Origin of the sequence: Streptomyces brasiliensis, assembly GCF_014647875.1 — a bacterium.
Classification (GTDB): domain Bacteria; phylum Actinomycetota; class Actinomycetes; order Streptomycetales; family Streptomycetaceae; genus Streptomyces; species Streptomyces brasiliensis.
On the sequence record NZ_BMQA01000001.1, the window covers coordinates 435179 to 454372 of the forward strand.

The following is a 19194-nucleotide window of genomic DNA, read 5'->3' on the forward strand; positions in this document are numbered from 1 at the left end:
TGCGGTGCGCGGGCGGCCGGGGCGGGAGAGGGGTGGATGGCCGGGGCCCTCCGGGCACGCCGTACGCCCGGGCCCGCACCTGTGACCGCGGGCCTCCGGGCCGCTCGCCACACGCCGCACTCCACACACGACCCCCCGGATCAGGGTGCCCTGCCGGTCCCGCCGTAAGCCACACGGGGTAACGGCGGCGCATTCCGCGCCGGGGTGCCCGACCGCGTGCGCCCCGACGTCTCCCGCGCACCGGCACGTGTCAGCGTCATGTGCTCGCCGTGCGCCGGGCCGCGTCAGGGAGGAGCCTTGTCCCCTGGGGGCGACCCGCGGCGCTGCTAGGAGGTGGTCGCCGTGTCCAACGGGCATATCCACGCGCAGGCGGCGGCCAAGTCGCGTGTCGGCCGGCCGCTGCTGTCGCTGTCGCTGGCCGCGATGATGGAGGAGGTCCACGCACACTCCGGCGCTGTGTATCTGCTGACGCCCGGCGAGCCGGTGCTGGAGATGGCGGTGATGGCCGGGCTGCCCCGGGCGTTCGCGGCGCCGTGGGAGCGGGTGGGGCTGAGCGCGCCGGTCCCGGTCGCGGAGGCACTGCGCGAGCGGCGGCTGGTCTGGGTGGGCGGCGAGGAGGAGATGGCGCGCCGCTATCCGCGTATCGCGGTCGTCCTGCCGTACCCCTTCGCGCTGGCCGCGCTGCCCGTGGCCACGGCGACCACCCGGTTCGGCGCGGTCTTCGTGACCTGGCCCGCCTCGCACCCGCCGGAGCTGTCCGACCGGGAGCGGGACCATCTGACGGCGGCCTGCGACCAGCTCGCGCTGCGGCTCGAGCGCTCGGTGGAGGGCGGCCACCCGCTGCGCCACGAACCCGATCTGACGATCCGGCTCACGTCGGACGTCGCGGACGCGTTCGGGACGGTGGAGGCGGCCCGGTTGGTGGCCCGGCTGCCGTACGGGCTGGTCTCGCTGGACCTGCACGGCCGGGTCGGCTTCGCCAACGAGGCCGCGGCCGCGCTGCTCGGCAGGCCGGCCGGTGAACTGCTCGGCACCCAGTTGTGGGCGTCGGTGCCGTGGCTGAACGACCCGATGTACGAGGACCGCTACCGGGCCGCGCTGATCAGCCAGCAGATGACCTCGTTCGTGGCGCTGCGCCCGCCGAGTGACTGGCTGTCGTTCCGGCTGTACCCGAGCATGACCGGGCTGAGCGTACGCATCACCCGGGCCCGGGCGGTCGCGGAGATGGCGAGCCGCTCGCCCCGGCCGGGCGAGGGCCACTCCCGGCTGGTCACGATCTCCCAGCTGCTGAGCCTGGCCGGGGCGCTGACCGAGGCGGTCGGCGTGCAGGACGTGGTCCAGCTGGTCGCGGACGAGGTCTGCCCGGCCGTGGGCAGCCAGGCACTGGCGATCCTCGGGACGCAGGCCGGACGGTTGCGCCTGCTGGGACAGCGCGGGTATCCCGACGCGCGGACCGTCGAACGGTTCGACGGCATGCCGCTGACCGAGCGGACGCCGAGTACCCATGTCCTCAGCAGCGGGGTGCCCGCGTTCTTCGACTCGCGGCAGCAGCTGGAGCATCTGTATCCGACCCGGGAGAAGGCACCGGAGGGGTTCGCCGCGTGGGCGTATCTGCCGTTGATCGCGTCCGGGCGGCCGGTGGGCACCTGTGTGCTCGCCTACGCGGAGCCGCACGTCTTCCCGGCAGACGAGCGGGCCGTACTGACGAGCCTCGGCGGGCTGATCGCGCAGGCACTGGAGCGGGCCCTGCTGTACGACGCCAAGAACCAGCTGGCGCACGGGCTGCAGGCGGCGCTGCTGCCGCACTCGCTGGCCCCGTTGCCCGGCATCGACGCGGCCGCACGCTATCTGCCGGCCACTCAGGGCATGGAGATCGGCGGCGACTTCTACGACCTGGTGCCGACCCGGCCGCTGGCCGCGGCGGTGATCGGGGACGTGCAGGGGCACAACGTGACGGCGGCCGGTCTGATGGGTCAGATCCGCACGGGGGTACGAGCGTTCACGACCGGCGGTCAGCCGCCTCAGGAGGTCATGGGCAGTACCAATCGGCTGCTCGTCGACCTCGGCGCCGAACTCTTCGCGAGCTGTCTGTACCTACGGCTCGATCCGGCGCACGGTCGGGCCGAGATGGCGCGAGCCGGGCATCCGCCGCCGCTGCTGCGCCGGCCGGACGGGCGGGTACGGGTCCTCGACCTGGCCGGCGGTCCGCTGCTGGGCATCGACGCGGAGGCGACGTACCCGACCACCGAGGTCGAGTTCGCACCCGGCTCGCTGCTCGTCCTGTACACCGACGGCCTCATCGAGTCCCCCGGCGTCGACCTAGAGGACGCCCTGGCCCGACTGGGCGAACTCCTCACCGCGATGGGCGACCAGCCCCTGGAGTACCTGGCCGACGAGCTGATACGGCACAGTGTGGCCGCGCGGGAGCGGGCGGACGACGTGGCGGTGCTGCTGCTGCGCGCGCTCGGGGACGGGTGAGGCTCGGCTCTCCTGTCCGACACGGCAGTTCGAGTCGTCCGGACCGGGCCACGGCCAGGCCCTCCCGCCGGAGGGCCTGGCCGCCGTCCACCGCCGGCCGGGAAACGCGGGTGTGGCCGGTCAGTGGGTCCGGGTGAGGGCGGACGATCCGTCGTCCACGCCGGTCCCGGACTGCTCACCGGTTCCGGGCTCCTGACCGGTGCCGGTCCCGTCGACGCCCGCCTGCTGATCACCGGCACCGGTCTGGTCACCCGCGCCCGCCCCGCCGCCGGCCCCCGCTCCGGCGTCACCGAGCGTCGCTCCCGTCGCCTGGAGTGCGGTGGTCACCGGCTGGAAGAACGTCTCGCCGCCGCTCGTGCAGTCGCCGCTGCCGCCGGACGTGAGGCCGAGCGCGCTGCCGTCCTGGGTGAACAGGGAGCCGCCGCTGTCGCCGGGTTCCGCGCAGACGTCGGTCTGGATGAGGCCGGTGACGGTGTCGACGCCGTTCGGGTCGGTCTCGCTCTGGAAGTTGACGGTGGCGTCGAGGCCGGTGACGGTGCCGTCGTGCAGTCCGGTGGTGCTGCCCATCCGGAACACGGTCTCGCCGACGGTGGCGTCCGCGGCCTGGTTGATCTGGACCGTCCGGCCGTTGCCGACGTTCACCTCGCTCGGTGCCTGGGTGGCGGGGTCGTCGTACTTCACCAGGGAGAAGTCGCCCTCGCCGGGGAAGGTGGCCCGGTCGACGGTGGCGATCGGCTGCCCGGTCTCGGAGTCGGACCACTGCTTGGCGGCGACGCCGCAGTGACCGGCCGTCAGGAAGGCGGGGCTGCCGTCGGACGCGGTGACGTTGAAGCCGAGGGAACAACGGACGGTGCCGCCCTGCACCTGGGAGAAGATGGCGTCGCCGCCGGACACGAAGGTCTTGAAGGTGCCCGCGGACTTCCTGACGGTCGCCGTACCCGGGCCGAGGCTGCGGACCGTCGACTGCAGTCTGTCCCACTTGGCTCCGGTGACCGTGCTGTCGGCGGTGACCAGGATCTTGTCGGTGCGCGGGTCGACGGCCCACGAGGTGCCGGGGATGGTCGCCCCGGCCTTCAACGTCCGTGCCGCGGACTTGAGTTCGGCGGTGCTGTTCGCCACCTGCCGGACGACCGCCCCCGCCTTCTCCGCCTGCGCGATCAAGCCGGTGTCGCCGTCGGCCACATTGACGACGAGTTGCCGCTTGCCGCTGTCGTAGTAGGAACCGGCGAAGGTCTCGCCCAGCACGCCCCGCAGCCGCGTGGCGAGATCCGAGGCGTCCGTCGCCTTGAAGGTCCTGGGGGTGGTGTCACCCGCCGCGTCGTCCTGGGACGCGTTGGCGTTCGGCAGCAGGAGCGCCGCCGCTCCGAGCGCCGCGACACCACCCACCGCCATCACGGCCTTGCGTTTCGGAATTCGCTTGTGACTCAAACTGCTCGACCTCCTGGGGACGGGGTCTGTGCCGCCGGTGCGGCAGCCGGTTCGTCGGGCGCCTGGATGGCTGTAGGTACGGACGGGCCGGATGGTGCGTTCAACTCCGTTCGCCAACGGGCTGTGTGCAACGGCGAATCAGCCACGCTCCGCGTGTCGTCGGGCGGAGCCGGGAACAATCCCCCATATGACGATGACCACCGCCGAAGCCGACAAGATCCTCTCCGCCAACTTCGCGCCCTGGGTGCTCGATCTCGGGCTGTCGGTCGAGGAGGTGGGCGAGGACCGGGCGATCCTGCGGCTGCCCTGGTCGGACCGGCTGTCCCGGGAGGGCGGCGGGCTGTCGGGGCAGGCGCTCATGGCCGCCGCCGACACCGCGACCGTGATCGCCGTCTCGGCGGCGCGGGGCGGGTTCGTGCCGATGACGACGGTGCAGCAGTCGACGTCGTTCCAGCGGGCGGTGACGGGTTCGGACGTCCTGATCGAGGCGGTGCTCAGCAAACTGGGCCGCCGTATGGCATTCGCGGACATCACCATGACCGACGGTAGTTCGGGTGCGATCGCCGCCCGCGCGAGCACGGTCTACGCGATCCTGGGCTGACACGGCCCGAAACCGGTCGGCGACGCTCCGTCGCGATCACGGACCGGAATCGCTGTTTCAGCGAATCTGCACATCCACCACCCAAGCAAGTCACCGGATGCGGCGGATCTGCACAACCGCGCGCCCCCTCACGCCTCTTTGGTACCGAGTGCCGGATTCGCCGCGCCGGGGGCAAGCGCCCGTGTGCACCGATGCGGTGGGGCATGTGAAGGAGTCGCCGACAAGACGTGGGCGGGCCTGCACGGTTGATGTCCACTGAGGCTCAAGTGCCCAGGTGGGAACGGTGATTGATTGGATACGCAGGCCGCGTGCGTGCTTTGATCCATCGCACCGCGGGGGCCGCGAGGGGCTCCTGGAGACAGGTGCCCGGTGCCCGCGGCCGCGGCCGTCCGTCTGTCCCCAGAGGGGGCCGCTCCCCCCTTATGAGATATCCATATGAAGGGAAGTTCCATCATGAACTCCACCCCCCAGGTTGAGACCGTCGAGATCTCCGACGCCGAGCTCGACAACGTCTCCGGCGGCCTGTCCCTGAACGCTGTCGGCACCGTGACCGGCCTGGTGGACGGCATCGCCCCGGTCTCCGGCCTCATCGGTACCGGCGTCAGCACGGTCGAGGGTGTCACCGGCCTGAGCACCGCTCCGGTCACCAACCTGGTCGCCGGTCTCTGATCGCACCTCGTTGCCGCTGAGTCCCGGAGCCGTACCGCGGCTCCGGGACTCTCGGTTGCCCAGAACCACGTCGTGACGAAGTCTCTCCCACAGGTGAGGGAAGTTCCGTGCAGTTCCGCCAACAGGCCCTCGCCAAGCTCCAGTCGCCGGAGGAGCTCGACCTTCCGGTGCGTCTCGCCCGTCCCCAGGGCTGGCTCGCGCTGTCCGTCACGGTCGTCGTCATGGCCGCCGCCTCCGTGTGGGCGGTGACCGGTTCGGTCGCCTCCACGGTCGCCGCACCCGCGATCCTGACGCACGGACAGGGCAGTTACATCCTGCAGAGCCCGGTCGCCGGCCAGGTCACCGCCGTGCTCGCGAAGCAGGGCGAGCAGCTGCCCGCCGACTCGCCCGTCCTGAAGGTCCGTACGAACCAGGGCGACGCGGTCGTACGCACCGTCGCCGCGGGCCGGATCACCGCGCTGGCCGCCACCATCGGGCAGATCATCCAGACCGGCGCCAACGTGGCCTCGGTGGAGAAGGTGGCCCACGCCTCGGACCCGCTGTACGCGACCGTGTACGTCCCGGCCGAGAACGCCGCCTCGATCCCGGCGCACGCCGCCGTCGACCTGACCGTGTCCTCGGTGTCCACCCAGGAGTACGGCGTGCTGCGCGGTCATGTGAAGTCCGTGGACCGCACGGCCCAGTCGGCCCAGTCGATCGCCGCGTTCCTCGGGGACGGCCAGCTGGGCGAGCAGTTCACCAGGAAGGGGCGGCCGGTGGCCGTGCTCGTGCGGCTGGACACGTCGTCGTCCACGAAGAGCGGGTACAAGTGGAGCTCCGCCGGGGGTCCGCCGTACCGGCTCGACACCATGACCCCGGCCACGGGTTCGATCCGGCTGGCCGACCAGCGTCCCGTCGATTGGCTGCTCCCGTGACCACCGCCCAGGAGACTCGAGGCCGGCGCCGCGCCGCACCGCCCAAGCGCCCGGTACCCAAGAGCCGTACCAGGACGGTCCGTACGCCCAGCGTGCTCCAGATGGAGGCCGTCGAGTGCGGGGCCGCCTCCCTCGCCATGGTGCTCGGCCATTACGGCCGGTTCGTCCCGCTGGAGGAATTGCGCATCGCGTGCGGTGTCTCCCGCGACGGCTCGCGCGCCAGCAACCTGCTGAAGGCGGCGCGCAGTTACGGCCTCACCGCCAAGGGCATGCAGATGGACCTGGCCGCCCTCGCCGAGGTGTCGGCACCGGCCATCCTGTTCTGGGAGTTCAACCACTACGTCGTCTACGACGGCATGGGCCGCCGCTTCGGCCGGCGCGGGGTGTACATCAACGACCCCGCCAAGGGCCGCCGTTTTGTGCCGATGGAGGAGTTCGACGGCAGCTTCACCGGGGTCGTCCTGGTGCTGGAGCCCGGCGACGGCTTCCACAAGGGCGGGCGCAAGCCGGGCGTCCTCGGCGCGATGCCCGCCCGGCTGCGCGGCACCGCCGGCACGATACCCGCCGCGGTGCTGGCCAGCCTGCTGCTGGTGGCGGTCGGGGCCGCGGTGCCCGCGCTCAGCCGCACCTACATCGACATGTTCCTCATCGGCGGCCAGACCTCGCTGCTGGGCGTGCTGTTCGCGTCGATGGGCACCTGTGTGCTGCTCACGCTGGTGCTGACCTGGCTCCAGCAGGCCAATCTCCTGCACGGCCGCATCATCTCCTCCACCCTCTCCAGCGCCCGCTTCCTGCGTCATCTGCTGCGGCTGCCGGTGACGTTCTTCGCCCAGCGCAGCCCGGCCGACCTCGTGCAGCGCCTCCAGTCCAACGACCAGGTCGCCGAGACCCTGGCCCGGGACCTGGCGGCGGCGGGCGTGGACGCGGTCGTGGTGGTGCTGTACGCGGTGCTGCTCTACACATACGACCCGCAGCTCACCTTCGTCGGCATCGGCGTGGCGCTGCTCAACATCGTGGCCATGCGGCTCGTCGTACGGATGCGGGCCACCCGTACGGCGAAGCTGCGCGCGGACACGGCGCGGCTCACCAACACGGCCTACACCGGACTGCAGTTGATCGAGACGATGAAGGCGACCGGTGGCGAGGACGGCTACTTCCGCCGGTGGGCCGGGCAGCACGCGAGCACGCTGGAGGAGCAGCAGCGGCTCGGGGTGCCGAGCGCCTGGCTCGGCGTGGTCGCACCGGCCCTCGCCACCCTGAACAGCGCGCTGATCCTGTGGATCGGCGGCATGCGCGCGGTGGAGGGGCACATCTCCGTCGGCCTCCTGGTCGCCTTCCAGGCCCTGGTGACCCGCTTCACCGCACCGCTCACCCGGCTCAACGGCGTGGCGGGCCGCATCCAGGACTTCGCGGCCGACGTGGCCCGTCTCAAGGACGTCGAGAACTTCCAGGCCGACCCGCTGTACGCCCGCCCCGGCGCGGGTGATTCGACCCGCCGGCTGCACGGCCACGTCGAGCTGGAGAACATCTCCTTCGGCTACAGCCCGCTGGACAAGCCGCTGCTCACCGGGTTCGACCTGACCGTCGGCCCGGGACAGCAGGTGGCGCTGGTGGGCGGCTCCGGCAGCGGCAAGTCGACGGTGTCCCGGCTCATTTCCGGCCTGTACGCCCCCTGGGAGGGAGTGATCCGCATCGACGGGCAACGGCTGGAGGACATTCCGCGCGGTTCGCTCGCGGCCTCGGTGTCCTTCGTCGACCAGGACGTGTTCCTGTTCGAGGGCTCGGTGCGCGACAACGTGGCGCTGTGGGACCCGTCGATCCCGGACGACGCCGTGGTGGAGGCGCTGCGGGACGCGGCCCTGTACGACGTGGTGATGCGCCGGCCCGGCGGCATCCACAGCGAGGTCGAGCAGGACGGCCGCAACTTCTCCGGCGGGCAGCGTCAACGCCTGGAGATCGCACGGGCGTTGGTGCGCCGGCCGAGCATCCTCGTCCTGGACGAGGTGACCAGCGCGCTCGACGCGGAGACCGAGCTGGTCGTCATGGACAATCTGCGCCGGCGCGGCTGCGCCTGCGTGGTGATCGCCCACCGGCTGAGCACCGTGCGCGACAGCGACGAGATCGTCGTGCTCCAGCACGGCACGATCGTGGAGCGCGGGCGGCACGACGAGCTGGTGGCGCGCGGCGGTGCGTATACCGCGCTGGTCAGGGAGCGGTGAGATGACCTCCGTGCACGAAGGCGATCTGGTCCTCGGCGCGCTCGGCGCGCTGGGCACGCCGGTCGACTGCAGCGGCTTCAACCGCCTCGACCTGGAAGGCCCGCAGGTGCTGTGGCTGGTCGCGGCGGGCGCCCTGGACCTGTTCGCGGTGGACGCCGTCCAGCAGGGCCACTGGCACCACCTGGGCCGGCTCGAGGCGGGCGCCCTGCTGCTCGGCCCGGTCGCCGGGCCCCAGCACACCCTGGTGGCGCGCCCGTTGCGCGACTGTGTCGTGCGCCGGATCGGCCTGCGCGAGCTGTACCAGCCGCCGGACACCCAGACGTGGTCGTACGACGAGTACGGCAACCCGCAGTACGTACCGCCGACGACGAGCCCGCTGGAGTACGCCCTGGCTCTCGGAGTGGGCCGCGGCCTGTCGGTCCTCTTCCAGGCACCCATGGCGACCGAGCGCGAGGCCGAAGGTGGGGGTGCCCCCGTGCGAGCGTATTCGAGCATGGGGGACGACGACGACGTGTTCTGGATGCAGGTGCCGCCGGGCAGTGTGCAGTACGGCTCCCTGTACGGCGCCGAGGCCGCCGCCGACCTGCTGATGGACCCGGCGCTGTGGCAGAGCGTGGTCGACCAGCAGTACCGGCTGCTGACCACCCTCGACCGCTGGATCGAGCAGCTGGAGCACACCCACGAGACGCGCACGGCCGCCGGGATCAAGGCCGGTGAGGCGGTTCGCGCCCAGGCCGACCGGACGCTCCTCGCCTCCATCGGGAAGGCGTCGGCGAAGCGCACCACTGCCGCCGACGCCGATGCCACGTACGCCGCCTGCAAGCTGGTCGCCCGGACCGCTGGGATCACCCTCGCCGAACCGGCGCAGAGCGGCACCGAAAGCGAGCGCCTCGACCCCGTCGAGCGGGTCGCCCTGGCGTCCCGGGTGCGGACCAGGGCGGTCCGGCTGAACGGCGCCTGGTGGCGGGACGACGTCGGCCCGCTGGTCGGGCACCGGGCGCTGTCGGGGGCGCCCGTCGCGCTGCTGTGGCGGCGCGGCGGCTATATGGCCGTCCATCCGGCGACCGGCCGGGAGACGCCGATCGAGAAGGCGAACGCGGAGGAGTTCGAACCGCGCGCGGTGATGTTCTACCGCCCGCTCCCCGACCGGCAGCTGGGCCCGCTGGGCCTGCTGCGGTTCAGCATGCACGGCACCCGCGGCGATCTGACCGGCCTGCTGCTCGCCGGTCTGGTGACGGTGGCGATCGGCGCGCTGGTGCCGGTCGCGACGGGCAAGGTGCTCGGCGAGTACGTGCCGAAGGCCCAGACGGGTCTCATCGTGCAGGTCTGTCTGGCGGTGATGGTCAGCGGTGTCGTGGCGGCCGCGTTCATGCTGCTCGAGAACCTCACGATGCTGCGCCTGGAGGGCCGGGTCGAGGCGACGCTGCAACCGGCCGTCTGGGACCGGCTGTTGCGCCTGCCGACGAAGTTCTTCACCGAGCGCTCGACCGGTGAGCTGGCGAGCGCGGCCATGGGCATCAGCGCGATCCGGCGGCTGCTGGCGGGCGTCGGCCCGGTGGTCGCGCAGTCGGTGACGGTCGGCGCGATGAACCTGGTCCTGCTGTTCTGGTTCAGTGCGTCGATGGCGCTCGCGGCGATCGGCATGCTCGTGGTCATCGCCGCCGTGTTCCTGGGCCTCGGCCTGTGGCAGGTGCGCTGGCAGCGGCGGCTCGTGGTACTCGGCAACAAGCTGAACAACCAGGCGTTCCAGACGCTGCGCGGCCTGCCGAAGCTGCGCGTGGCGGCGGCGGAGAACTACGCGTACGCCGCCTGGGCGAGCGAGTTCGCGCGCAGCCGCGAGCTCCAGCAGAAGGTGGGCCGCATCAAGAACCTCACCACGGTGATGGGTTCCGTGTATCTGCCGGTGTGCACGCTGCTGATGTTCATGCTGCTGGCGGGTCCGGCGAAGGGCACGATGTCCGCGGCGGCGTTCCTCACCTTCAACACGTCGGTGACGATGCTGCTCACCTCGGTCACCCAGCTGACCGGTTCCTTCGTGTCGTTGGTGGCCGCGCTGCCGCTGTTCGAGGAGATCAGGCCGGTCCTGGAGGCGACACCCGAGGTCCGCACCGCGAGCACCCGGCCCGGCTCGCTGTCGGGGGCCCTGGAGGCCCGCCGGCTGTCCTTCCGCTACGCCGACGACGGCCCGCTCGTCCTGGACGACGTGTCGTTCGACGTCCGGCCGGGCGAGTTCGTGGCGATCGTCGGCCCGAGCGGCTGCGGCAAGTCCACGCTGCTCAGGCTGCTGATCGGCTTCGACCGGCCGGTCTCGGGGAGCGTGCTGTACGACGGGCAGGACCTGGCGGCGCTCGACCAGTCGGCCGTGCGGCGGCAGTGCGGGGTGGTGCTGCAGCACGCGCAGCCGTTCACCGGCTCGATCCTGGACGTCATCTGCGGCACCGAGCCCTACACGCCGGAGGAGGCGATGGCGGCGGCCGAGATGGCGGGGCTCGCGGAGGACATCAAGCGGATGCCGATGGGCCTGCACACGATCGTCTCGGGGAGCGGTGCGGTCTCGGGCGGGCAGCGGCAGCGGCTGATGATCGCCCAGGCGCTGATCCGCCGCCCGCGCATCCTCTTCTTCGACGAGGCGACCAGCGCCCTGGACAACGACACCCAGCGCACGGTCATCGAGAGCACGCGCAAGCTCAACGCCACGCGCGTCGTCATCGCGCACCGGCTGTCGACGGTCCTGGACGCCGACCGCGTCATCGTGATGGAGGACGGCAAGATCGCCCAGCAGGGGCCGCCCGCACAATTGCTCGCCGACACCGGCGGGCGGCTGCACGAGCTGGTGCGGCGGCAGCTGGCGTGACGGTTCAGTCGAGGCCGGGGACGGGCGCGCCGGAGGGGACGCCGGCCTCGAGGTAGCCGTCGTAGAACTCCTTCCAGGGCGCGCTCGGCCCGGCGTGCGCCCCCTCGAAGCGCTCGCCGTGGACCTTCACGTCCAGGGCGGCGAGGCACACCTCCCAGCCGGCGCCGTTGCGCGCGGCCGTGTCCTCGGCGGCGAGGACGTTGGTGAGGGTGAACCGGGTGCGCGCCTCGTCCAACTCCTCCAGATCGAAGCGCAGTTCGTCGCCGCCCCAGTCGAAGGACAGATGCCGGGGCGGGTCGACGGCGAGGACCTGGCCCGTGGACTCGGGCATGTTCGGGTCGCCGCTGAACCTGATCGTGCCGCCGGGGCGCAGCTCCATCTCGGCACGGGAGGGGAACCACTGGGCGAGTTCGCCGGGATTGGTCACGAAGTGCCAGACGCGGTCGATCGGGTGGTCGTAGGTGCGGCTGAAGCGGACGGCGGGGCGGCCGTCGCCCAAGGTCAGGTAGGTACCGGTGAGTTCGGCGGACATGGTGGCTCAGTCCTTCGGGGTGGAGGGTTCGGTGCTGTCGTCCGGCGCCTCGTCGAGGCGGCGCCCCAGCGCGTCCAGGCTGCGGTTCCACAGTCTGCGGTAGGGGGCGAGCCAGGCGTCGAGGGCGGCGATCGGCGCCGGGTCGAGGGCGTACACCCGGCGTTGCGCGTCCTGTCGTACGCGCACGATGCCCGCCTCCCGCAGCACCTTCAGATGCTTGGAGGCGCTCGGCTGGCTCAGCCCGCACGCCTCGGCGATCTCCCCGACGGGCCGGGACCGCTCCAGGAGCAGGGCGACGACGGCCCGTCGGTGGGGGTCGGCGAGGGCGGTCCAGAGCGCGGAGTCGGACATGAGTTCAATATGCCTCGACGGTTATATGCCCGTCAAGGAATATTGGAATTCGCTGAGACTCTAGCCACCCCGCTAGCGAAACGTTGCCGTTTCGCTCACTGGGGTCTAGGCTCATGTGTACGAAACAGTTTCGTTTATGGTTCCTTTGCCGTGAGCCGTGGACCTCGAACCCGAACGACTTCCCCGGAGTGGTTCCCGATGCCCCAGAAGACCCTGACCGACGGCGCCGTGACGCGCGCCGAGGAGGCGCCGCCGGCCGCCTCGCCCCGGCGGTGGTGGATCCTCGCGATCGTCGCCGTCGCCCAGCTGATGGTCGTGCTCGACGCCACGATCGTGAACATCGCCCTGCCGTCGGCGCAGGCCGACCTCGGCTTCTCCGACGGCAACCGGCAGTGGATCGTCACGGCGTACGCGCTCGCCTTCGCCTCCCTGCTGCTGCTCGGCGGTCGTATCGCCGACCTCTTCGGCCGCAAGCCGGCCTTCCTCGTCGGCGTGGTCGGATTCGCCGTCGCGTCGGCGCTCGGCGGTGCCGCGACCGGCTTCGGGATGCTGGTCACCGCGCGCGCCCTGCAGGGTGCCTTCGGCGCACTTCTCGCACCGGCCGCGCTGTCGCTGCTCAACACGACGTTCACCGACGCCCGGGAGAGGGCCCGCGCGTTCAGCGTCTACGGCGCCATCGCGGGCGCCGGCGGTGCGGTGGGCCTGCTGCTCGGCGGTCTGCTGACGGACGCGCTCGACTGGCGCTGGACGCTGTACGTCAACGTGGCCATCGCGGTCGTCGCCTTCGCCGGCGGCTGGGTCCTGCTGTCCAACCACCGCGACGCGGCCGGCGCCAAGCTGGACGTGCCGGGCACCGTCCTGGTCGCCTCCGGTCTGTTCACCCTCGTCTACGGCTTCTCCAACGCCGAGACACACGACTGGAGTTCACCGCTGACCTGGGGCTTCCTGCTCGCGGGCGGGCTGCTGCTGGCGGCCTTCGCCTGGTGGCAGACCCGGGCCGCGCACCCGCTGCTGCCGCTGCGCATCCTGCTGGACCGCGACCGGGCGGCCTCGTTCCTCGCCGTGCTGATCACCGGCGCCGGTATGTTCGGCGTGTTCCTCTTCCTCACCTACTACCTGCAGCTCAACCTCGGTTTCAGTCCGACGAAGACGGGTGCGGCGTTCCTGCCGATGGTCGGCGCCCTGATGGTCACCGCACAGCTCGGCACCACGGTCCTGCTGCCCCGTATCGGCCCGAAGGTCGTCATCCCGCTGGGCTTCGCCGTCGCCATGGTGGGCATGGCCTGGCTGACCGGCATCGGCGTCGGCTCCGACTACGTCACCGCGGTCCTGCCTCAGCTGATCGTGACCGGTGTCGGTCTCGGCCTGGTGATGCCGCCCGCGATGCAGCTGGCCACCGGCGGGGTCGCCGCCGAGGACGCGGGTGTGGCCTCCGCGACCGTCAACGCCATGCAGCAGGTGGGCGGTTCGGTCGGGACAGCCCTGCTGAACACCCTGGCGGCGAGCGCCGCGACGGACTATCTGGCCGGACGGGACGCCACCAGCAAGCTGGTCCAGGCGCAGGCGACCATCGAGAGCTACACCACCGCCTTCTGGTGGTCGGCGGGCTTCTTCGCGGCGGGCGCGGTCCTCGCGTTCGTGTTCTTCCGCCGCGGGGTGCCCGAGCAGGACGCGGCCGCCGCGCAGGTCGTCCACATGTGATGCCACGAGGGCTCCGCAGGGCCGCTGCCGGGAGCCGACCGGTCCGAGGGGCCGCCGTCCACAGGGAGACGGCGGCCCCTCTTCGCTGTCATGGTGGCCGTATGCGCAAGTCGTCGGCGGCACTGGGCAGTGCGCTCTTCCTGATCGTCGTCTCCGGTAGCGCGGCCGTCCTGGTGCCGTGGTGGCTGACCGGCTGGCGGGCCGGTGACTGGTGGCTGCCACTGCGGCTGCTCGGGGTGGTGCCGCTGGCGGCGGGCACCGCGCTGATCCTTGCGGCGTTCACGCGGTTCGCCCTGCAAGGGCTCGGCACCCCGGCGCCGTTCGCGCCGCCCCGACGGCTGGTGGTCACCGGGCCGTACCGGTACGTCCGCAACCCGATCTATCTGGCCGTGCTCGCGGTGCTCGGCGGTCAGGGGCTGCTGCTGGCCCGGCCGGTGGTGTTCGGCTACGGCGGCTGCGCGGCCGTGCTGATGTGGGCGTTCGTGCACTGGTACGAGGAACCGGACCTCACCCGGCGGTTCGGCGCCGACTACGAGCGCTACCGGCGGGCGGTGCCGGGCTGGTGGCCGCGGCGCACCCCGTGGGCCGACGCCTGAGACGGTGATTCCGGGAGCCGGCAGGGGGCCCCACTCCGCCCTGCCGACCCCCGGTGCGAGATCGCGGGTTCCCGCGGGGGCTCGCACTCCCCAGCTGCGAGCCTGATCCCGCGAATGCGGCGAACCCGGGCGATCCCGGTCCCTCAGAACGTGAAGACACCCGCCCCGAAGGAGTTCTTCACGCACTCGTTGCCGAAGGTGCGCTCGTAGGAGACCCGCTGGCCCTGCCAGACGCCCTGGACCGTGACGAGCACCGGGTTGTACTCCTTCGTGCAACGCACGTCGTCTCTGGTCGTGAGGGCGTCGAAGTCGCCGTCGGCGCCGCGCAGTTCGGCACAGGCCCGGGCCGCGGCCGGATGGCTGCCGGAGGCCGTCGGGGCGCAGGTCAGGGTGACGGCGCGCTCCGGGGTGACGGTGGCCGCGTCGTCGCCGTGTCCGGTGGTGAGCACCAGGGCCGAAGGGGCGTACAGCGACGCGGGGGCGGCGCCCGGCGAGGCGGCGGCGGCCCCGGTCAGAGGTCCGCAGACGGCGCGGCCGTGAGGCCGAGGGTCGCTGCCCAGAGCGCGGTGGTCCGCATGGTGTGCATCCTTCCGCTCGATTCGTCCGACTGCCGGCTCCGGAGCGGTCGGTCCCGGAAACGGCGAGCGCGAGTCTGCCGAGTCCGCCGCCGGAACTCACATCCGACCCACAGCTTTCAGTAACTTTGCGTGTTGAATCAGTGGCGCGAAGTCACGGAATTCGAGCGTGCCGACCCCGGAACCCGGCCGTTCTTGATCAGCGAATGCGGTCGGGTGGCCGGTTTCCGGTGCCTCACCGATCGTCCTGAAACATTCCGGTTCAGCTCTCGGCAGACCTCTCGGCGATCCCTTGTGTTCATGACGCAACGGAGTAATCGTCATTACATGATTACGACGGAGCAGCGACAGCAACTGCGCGGCTGGTTCGCCGGCCGTCTGCCCGACGATCTCTTCGAGGAACTGGTCGAGGTGACCGTCGACCGCGAGGAGATCACCGTGATCGGCCGCGTTCCCGAACCCCGGCTCGCCGAGGACGCCTCGGACGCCGAGCGGGAGGCGGCCGTACAGGGCCGGATCCAGGAGTTCCGGGAGCGCACCCGGGAGAGCCGCATGACCGTGGCCCGGGAGGCCGAGCACCGGTTCCGGCGCAAGGTGTCGTGGGGTGTGGTGTGCGGGACGGAGCGGGCCCTGTTCACGCACATCGCGGCGCCCGTGATGACCCGGCTGCGGCAGCCGGAGCGTCAGGTCCTGGACACCCTGATCGCCGGGGGTGTGGCCCGCAGCCGCAGCGAGGCCCTGGCCTGGTGCGTGCGCCTGGTCCAGCGCCACACCGACGACTGGCTCAGCGAACTGCGCGAGTCACTCGAACACGTCCAGCGGGTGCGCTCCCAGGGTCCCGACGCCGAGGAGGTGGCTGATTCGTCCGCCGACGACGCGGAAGACGGATGAGACGTCCTCCGGCCGGGGTCCCGCCCGGTGCCGTACCGTCGGCGGACCCCGCCAGAACGTCCCCGCCCGTGCCGCGCGACCCCCGCGGCCGGGACAGCCGTTCCCCGGGGCTGCCCTCGCACCGGGTGCTGCGCGGCGCGGGCGGGGTGATCGACGAGGACCTCACCGGCCTGGGCCGCTCGTGGGCGAGCGGGAGGTGGGGGCGTTTCTCTTCCCGCTGCGGCTGCCCGGCGCGGACGGCGCTCCCGTGCGGGCGGTAGCCCGGCTGCTCCGGCCTGGTCCGCGGCGCATCCCCCGTGGACGGACCCGCACTTACCCACGAGTATCGTCAGCGGGCGCAGACTCGACGACGAGAGGCGGGGCGGGCGGATGGCCAAGCACTGGGCGGACTTCCAGTACGAGATCTATCTCAACGGGATGACCGGGACGGTGCCCCGGCTGCCCACCGATCTCACCCGCCTCGAGGAGCTGACCGAGCAGCGGCTCGGCCCCGGTCCCGTCGGGTACGTCGCGGGCAGCGCCGGGGACGGCAGCACCGCGCGCGCCAACCGGGCCGCCCTTCAGGGGCGCAGGATCGTGCCGCGCATGCTGCGGGACGTGCAGGAACGGGACCTGTCGGCCGAGGTGCTGGGCCGCGCGCTGCCCGCCCCGCTGGCGCTCGCGCCCATCGGCGTCCTGTCGATCATGCACCCGGAGGCGGAGACCGCCGCCGCGCGGGCCGCAGCCGCGCAGGAGGTGCCGTTCGTCCTGTCCTCCGCGTCCAGTACCCCGATCGAGCGGGTCGCGGAGGCGATGGGGGACGCCGAGCGGTGGTTCCAGCTGTACTGGGCCAAGGACCGTGAAGTGACGCGGAGTTTCCTGAACCGGGCGAAAGCGTCCGGGTTCTCGGTACTGGTCGTCACGCTGGACACACCGTTGCTGGCATGGCGGCCGCGCGACCTCGACCAGGCGTATCTGCCGTTCCTGCACGGGGTGGGGACCGCCAACTACTTCTCGGACCCGGCGTTCCAGGCGGGTCTGACCAAGCCGGTGCACGAGGATCCGAACGCGGCCGTGCTGCACTTCGTCGGCATGTTCGCGGACCCCGGCAAGACCTGGCCGGACCTTGCGTTCCTGCGGGAGAACTGGGACGGCCCGATCGTCCTCAAGGGCATCGTGCACCCGGACGACGCGCGGCTCGCCGTCGACGCCGGCATGGACGGAGTCGTGGTGTCCAACCACGGAGGCCGGCAGGTGGCGGGCTCGATCGCGGCGGCCGACGCCCTGCCCCGGGTCGCCGAGGCGGTCGGCGACCGGCTCACCGTGCTGTTCGACAGCGGGGTCCGCACCGGCGACGACGTGTTCAAGGCCCTCGCCCTCGGCGCGCGGGCGGTCCTGCTGGGGCGGCCGTACGTCTATGGTCTCGCCCTGGACGGTCAGGCGGGCGTGGAGCACGTGATCCGCTGTCTGCTGGCCGAGTTCGACCTCACCCTGGCCCTGTCGGGACACGCCACTCCCGGCTCGCTCGGCCCGGCGGACCTCGTCGAGCAGTCCGTGTGAGCCTCCCGGGGGACCTCGTCGCTCCGCACGTCGGCGGCGTCACCCGCGAGACGGTGGTCCGGACAGCCCTGACGGCCGACCAGAACGCGACCGGGCCTCTCGCGGGGGACGCGCCGCGCGACGTCGTGACCTAACGTCCCGCCACCCGGTCCGACAGCTCCGCGGCTCGTGCCGGCGGTCTCCCGGTGCCGCCGATCGACAGGGAACCGTCGGTCGCCGGGACCGGGTCGGTCAGCCAGCGCTCGCCGGCGGAGCGGTCGCGGACCTTGACGACGGCTTCTGCGCCGGGGTCCCGGCCGGTGGCGGCGAGTGCGAGCGTCTCGTCCCAGCGGGGCAGCAACTCGCCGTGGACGGTGAGGTCGTAGCGCACGTCGTCACCCCGCGTGTTCTTCGTGTCCGCGCAGGTGCCGAGGATGACGACGCCGGCGTCCGCGTGCGAGTCCAGGCACAGGTCCGCGCCGGCCACGCTGCGCAGCAGCCCGTCGTCCTCGTACGTCCACTGCTGGGTCCAGGACGAGGTGCACACCGCGAGGACCACGCCCGCACCGGGCTCCGGCCCGCCCTTGATGTCGAGGCACAGGCCGGACTCGGCGTTGCGCAGCCGCGTCTGCCGGGTCACGGCGGGCGGCGCCTGGGTGTCGGCCCCGGGCAGGGTGCGGCGGGCACCGGACGCGCTGGTGGAGGCGACGGGGTCGGTGCCGTCACCGCCGTCCGGCCAGGCGCCGACCGCGAGGACGGTCGCGAGCAGCCCGGCACCCGCGATGCCGACTCCGGTGAGCAGCGCTCTGGACGAGCGGACCGCGCCGGGGGCCCGGCGCGCGGACAGCGGGATGCGAGCCAGCAGCCGGTGGCGCGCTCCCGCGTGCGGGCGTCCGCCGCCGTGCCGGGAGGCGCCCCGGCCGCGCGCTCCCGCCGGACGTCCGCGGCCGGGACGCGAGTCGAGATAGCGGCGGCCTCCCCAGCCGAGGACCGCTTCGGCAAGCAGCAGGCCGAGCCCGTTCTCGACGTGGCCGAGTTGCTCGGCGGCGTGGCGGCAGTACCGGCACCCCGTCAGATGCCGCTGGACGTCGGGCAGCAGGGCGCCGCCGCGGCGGATCGGGACGTCGAGGAGGCGGTTGTAGAAGCGGCAGTCCTTGGACGGGGCGAGTTCCCGGTGGGCACGTACGCAGCCTTCCCGGAATTTCTCCCTGGCCTGTTCCAGCGCGAACGCCGCCGAGTCGGCGTCCATCCCCAGCAGGGCGGCCGGGACATTTATCGACTCGGCCTCGACCGCGGTGTGCCACAGCAGGCACTGCGCCATCGGCACAAGGCCCTGGAAAGAGCGCTCGGCGAGTGCGCGGTTTTCGGGCGTCATCGACTTCGTCGCGCGCATACCGCGGCCGCCGGCCGGTTTCTGGAGATCGGGGAGAACCTCGGATATCCGGTCCTCGGCGGACCAGTTGGCGACCGTGTCGCGGACGGCGAGCAGCAACCGGGGCCGAAGCGCGTCCGCCGTCTCGCCCAGCACCAGCCGGTCGAGGATCTGATGGAAGGCCGCGGCGGTGACCATGTGGGCGAGGGTGCCGGGGGTCGCCAGGCAGATGGCCGCGTAGTCCTGGGCCGGCTGCCAGTGCCGCGCCATGAGCAGCGCGGCGGAGCGGGATGCCTCGGAGTCCGAGCCGGCGCGCAGCGGGGCGGCGAGCGACTCGTCCGATTCACCCGCCCCGGCGCCGGGCGGCGGATAGGGAGGACGAGGGGGGTGGGGGGTGAGCACGGAGGGATTCCTTTGGTGCGTGTGGTGCGGAGTGGTGCGTACCTTTTCGGCGCGCGTACGGGGAGCCGGAAATCCATCGGCGCCCGAGTCGGC

15 protein-coding genes and 1 pseudogene are annotated in these 19194 nt (G+C 72.1%); 11 read left to right on the top strand and 5 right to left on the bottom strand.

Annotation, left to right across the window (positions count from 1 at the left end):
• Window positions 1–333 precede the first annotated feature (333 nt).
• A complete protein-coding gene (locus tag IEZ19_RS02015; RefSeq protein WP_189309190.1) occupies window positions 334–2478 on the top strand; it encodes a SpoIIE family protein phosphatase in 2145 nt (714 codons plus the stop codon).
• 120 nt (window positions 2479–2598) lie between these two features.
• Here IEZ19_RS02015 and IEZ19_RS02020 read toward each other — a convergent pair whose 3' ends face one another.
• Window positions 2599–3906, bottom strand: a complete 1308-nt coding sequence (locus IEZ19_RS02020; RefSeq protein ID WP_189309191.1) for a S1 family peptidase — start codon at window positions 3904–3906, stop codon at window positions 2599–2601.
• Between the two features lie 187 nt (window positions 3907–4093).
• Here IEZ19_RS02020 and IEZ19_RS02025 point away from each other — a divergent pair, with 187 nt between their 5' ends.
• From IEZ19_RS02025 to IEZ19_RS02045, 5 genes are all read left to right on the top strand, one after another.
• Window positions 4094–4507 (top strand): PaaI family thioesterase, encoded by a 414-nt coding sequence (locus IEZ19_RS02025; RefSeq protein WP_189309192.1) that lies wholly within the window; start codon window positions 4094–4096, stop codon window positions 4505–4507.
• Window positions 4508–4960: 453 nt separating this feature from the next.
• On the top strand, window positions 4961–5176 hold the full coding sequence (locus IEZ19_RS02030) for a type A2 lantipeptide (RefSeq protein WP_189309193.1): 216 nt from the start codon (window positions 4961–4963) through the stop codon (window positions 5174–5176).
• 107 nt (window positions 5177–5283) lie between these two features.
• Entirely contained in the window at window positions 5284–6090 is an 807-nt protein-coding gene (locus IEZ19_RS02035) for an HlyD family efflux transporter periplasmic adaptor subunit (protein ID WP_189309194.1), read from the top strand.
• Window positions 6087–8309 carry an NHLP family bacteriocin export ABC transporter peptidase/permease/ATPase subunit gene (locus IEZ19_RS02040; RefSeq protein WP_189309195.1) on the top strand — a complete coding sequence of 741 codons (2223 nt, stop codon included), beginning with the start codon at window positions 6087–6089 and terminating at the stop codon, window positions 8307–8309. Before IEZ19_RS02035 ends, IEZ19_RS02040 begins: the two co-directional genes overlap by 4 nt.
• 1 nt (window position 8310) lies before the next feature.
• Complete coding sequence (locus IEZ19_RS02045) at window positions 8311–11163, top strand: NHLP bacteriocin export ABC transporter permease/ATPase subunit (protein ID WP_189309196.1); 2853 nt, start codon at window positions 8311–8313, stop codon at window positions 11161–11163.
• A 4-nt stretch (window positions 11164–11167) separates the two neighbouring features.
• Here IEZ19_RS02045 and IEZ19_RS02050 read toward each other — a convergent pair whose 3' ends face one another.
• Entirely contained in the window at window positions 11168–11695 is a 528-nt protein-coding gene (locus IEZ19_RS02050) for an SRPBCC family protein (protein WP_189309197.1), read from the bottom strand.
• Between the two features lie 6 nt (window positions 11696–11701).
• A complete protein-coding gene (locus tag IEZ19_RS02055; RefSeq protein WP_189309198.1) occupies window positions 11702–12046 on the bottom strand; it encodes an ArsR/SmtB family transcription factor in 345 nt (114 codons plus the stop codon).
• A gap of 198 nt (window positions 12047–12244) precedes the next feature.
• On the opposite strand from IEZ19_RS02055, the gene IEZ19_RS02060 reads away from it, so the two are divergent.
• A complete protein-coding gene (locus IEZ19_RS02060; protein WP_189309199.1) occupies window positions 12245–13747 on the top strand; it encodes an MFS transporter in 1503 nt (500 codons plus the stop codon).
• Between the two features lie 101 nt (window positions 13748–13848).
• Window positions 13849–14343, top strand: a complete 495-nt coding sequence (locus tag IEZ19_RS02065) for a methyltransferase family protein (protein ID WP_189309200.1) — start codon at window positions 13849–13851, stop codon at window positions 14341–14343.
• A gap of 143 nt (window positions 14344–14486) precedes the next feature.
• On the opposite strand, the pseudogene IEZ19_RS02070 reads toward IEZ19_RS02065, so the two are convergent.
• Window positions 14487–14920: pseudogene (locus tag IEZ19_RS02070) on the bottom strand (protease inhibitor).
• 325 nt (window positions 14921–15245) lie between these two features.
• On the opposite strand from IEZ19_RS02070, the gene abmR reads away from it, so the two are divergent.
• The 3 genes from abmR (at window position 15246) to IEZ19_RS02085 (ending at window position 17482) form a co-directional block, all read left to right on the top strand.
• Complete coding sequence (abmR, locus tag IEZ19_RS02075; protein ID WP_189309201.1) at window positions 15246–15809, top strand: ATP-binding transcription factor AbmR; 564 nt, start codon at window positions 15246–15248, stop codon at window positions 15807–15809.
• Between the two features lie 369 nt (window positions 15810–16178).
• Window positions 16179–17348, top strand: a complete 1170-nt coding sequence (locus tag IEZ19_RS02080) for a lactate 2-monooxygenase (protein ID WP_189309202.1) — start codon at window positions 16179–16181, stop codon at window positions 17346–17348.
• Window positions 17345–17482: a hypothetical protein gene (locus IEZ19_RS02085; protein ID WP_189309203.1), complete on the top strand. Its 138-nt coding sequence runs from the start codon at window positions 17345–17347 to the stop codon at window positions 17480–17482. Before IEZ19_RS02080 ends, IEZ19_RS02085 begins: the two co-directional genes overlap by 4 nt.
• Here IEZ19_RS02085 and IEZ19_RS02090 read toward each other — a convergent pair.
• Window positions 17479–19101, bottom strand: a complete 1623-nt coding sequence (locus tag IEZ19_RS02090; RefSeq protein WP_189309204.1) for an RICIN domain-containing protein — start codon at window positions 19099–19101, stop codon at window positions 17479–17481. The two genes, IEZ19_RS02085 and IEZ19_RS02090, sit on opposite strands and share 4 nt — an antisense overlap.
• Window positions 19102–19194 lie beyond the last annotated feature (93 nt).

Excerpts from the sequence above, each read along its gene's own strand:
- IEZ19_RS02025 (WP_189309192.1), top strand. The coding sequence starts at position 4,094 with ATGACGATGACCACCGCCGAAGCCGACAAGATCCTCTCCGCCAACTTC.
- IEZ19_RS02030 (WP_189309193.1), top strand. The coding sequence starts at position 4,961 with ATGAACTCCACCCCCCAGGTTGAGACCGTCGAGATCTCCGACGCCGAG.
- IEZ19_RS02045 (WP_189309196.1), top strand. The coding sequence starts at position 8,311 with ATGACCTCCGTGCACGAAGGCGATCTGGTCCTCGGCGCGCTCGGCGCG.
- IEZ19_RS02050 (WP_189309197.1), bottom strand. The coding sequence starts at position 11,695 with ATGTCCGCCGAACTCACCGGTACCTACCTGACCTTGGGCGACGGCCGC.
- IEZ19_RS02055 (WP_189309198.1), bottom strand. The coding sequence starts at position 12,046 with ATGTCCGACTCCGCGCTCTGGACCGCCCTCGCCGACCCCCACCGACGG.
- IEZ19_RS02060 (WP_189309199.1), top strand. The coding sequence starts at position 12,245 with ATGCCCCAGAAGACCCTGACCGACGGCGCCGTGACGCGCGCCGAGGAG.
- IEZ19_RS02065 (WP_189309200.1), top strand. The coding sequence starts at position 13,849 with ATGCGCAAGTCGTCGGCGGCACTGGGCAGTGCGCTCTTCCTGATCGTC.
- abmR (WP_189309201.1), top strand. The coding sequence starts at position 15,246 with ATGATTACGACGGAGCAGCGACAGCAACTGCGCGGCTGGTTCGCCGGC.
- IEZ19_RS02080 (WP_189309202.1), top strand. The coding sequence starts at position 16,179 with ATGGCCAAGCACTGGGCGGACTTCCAGTACGAGATCTATCTCAACGGG.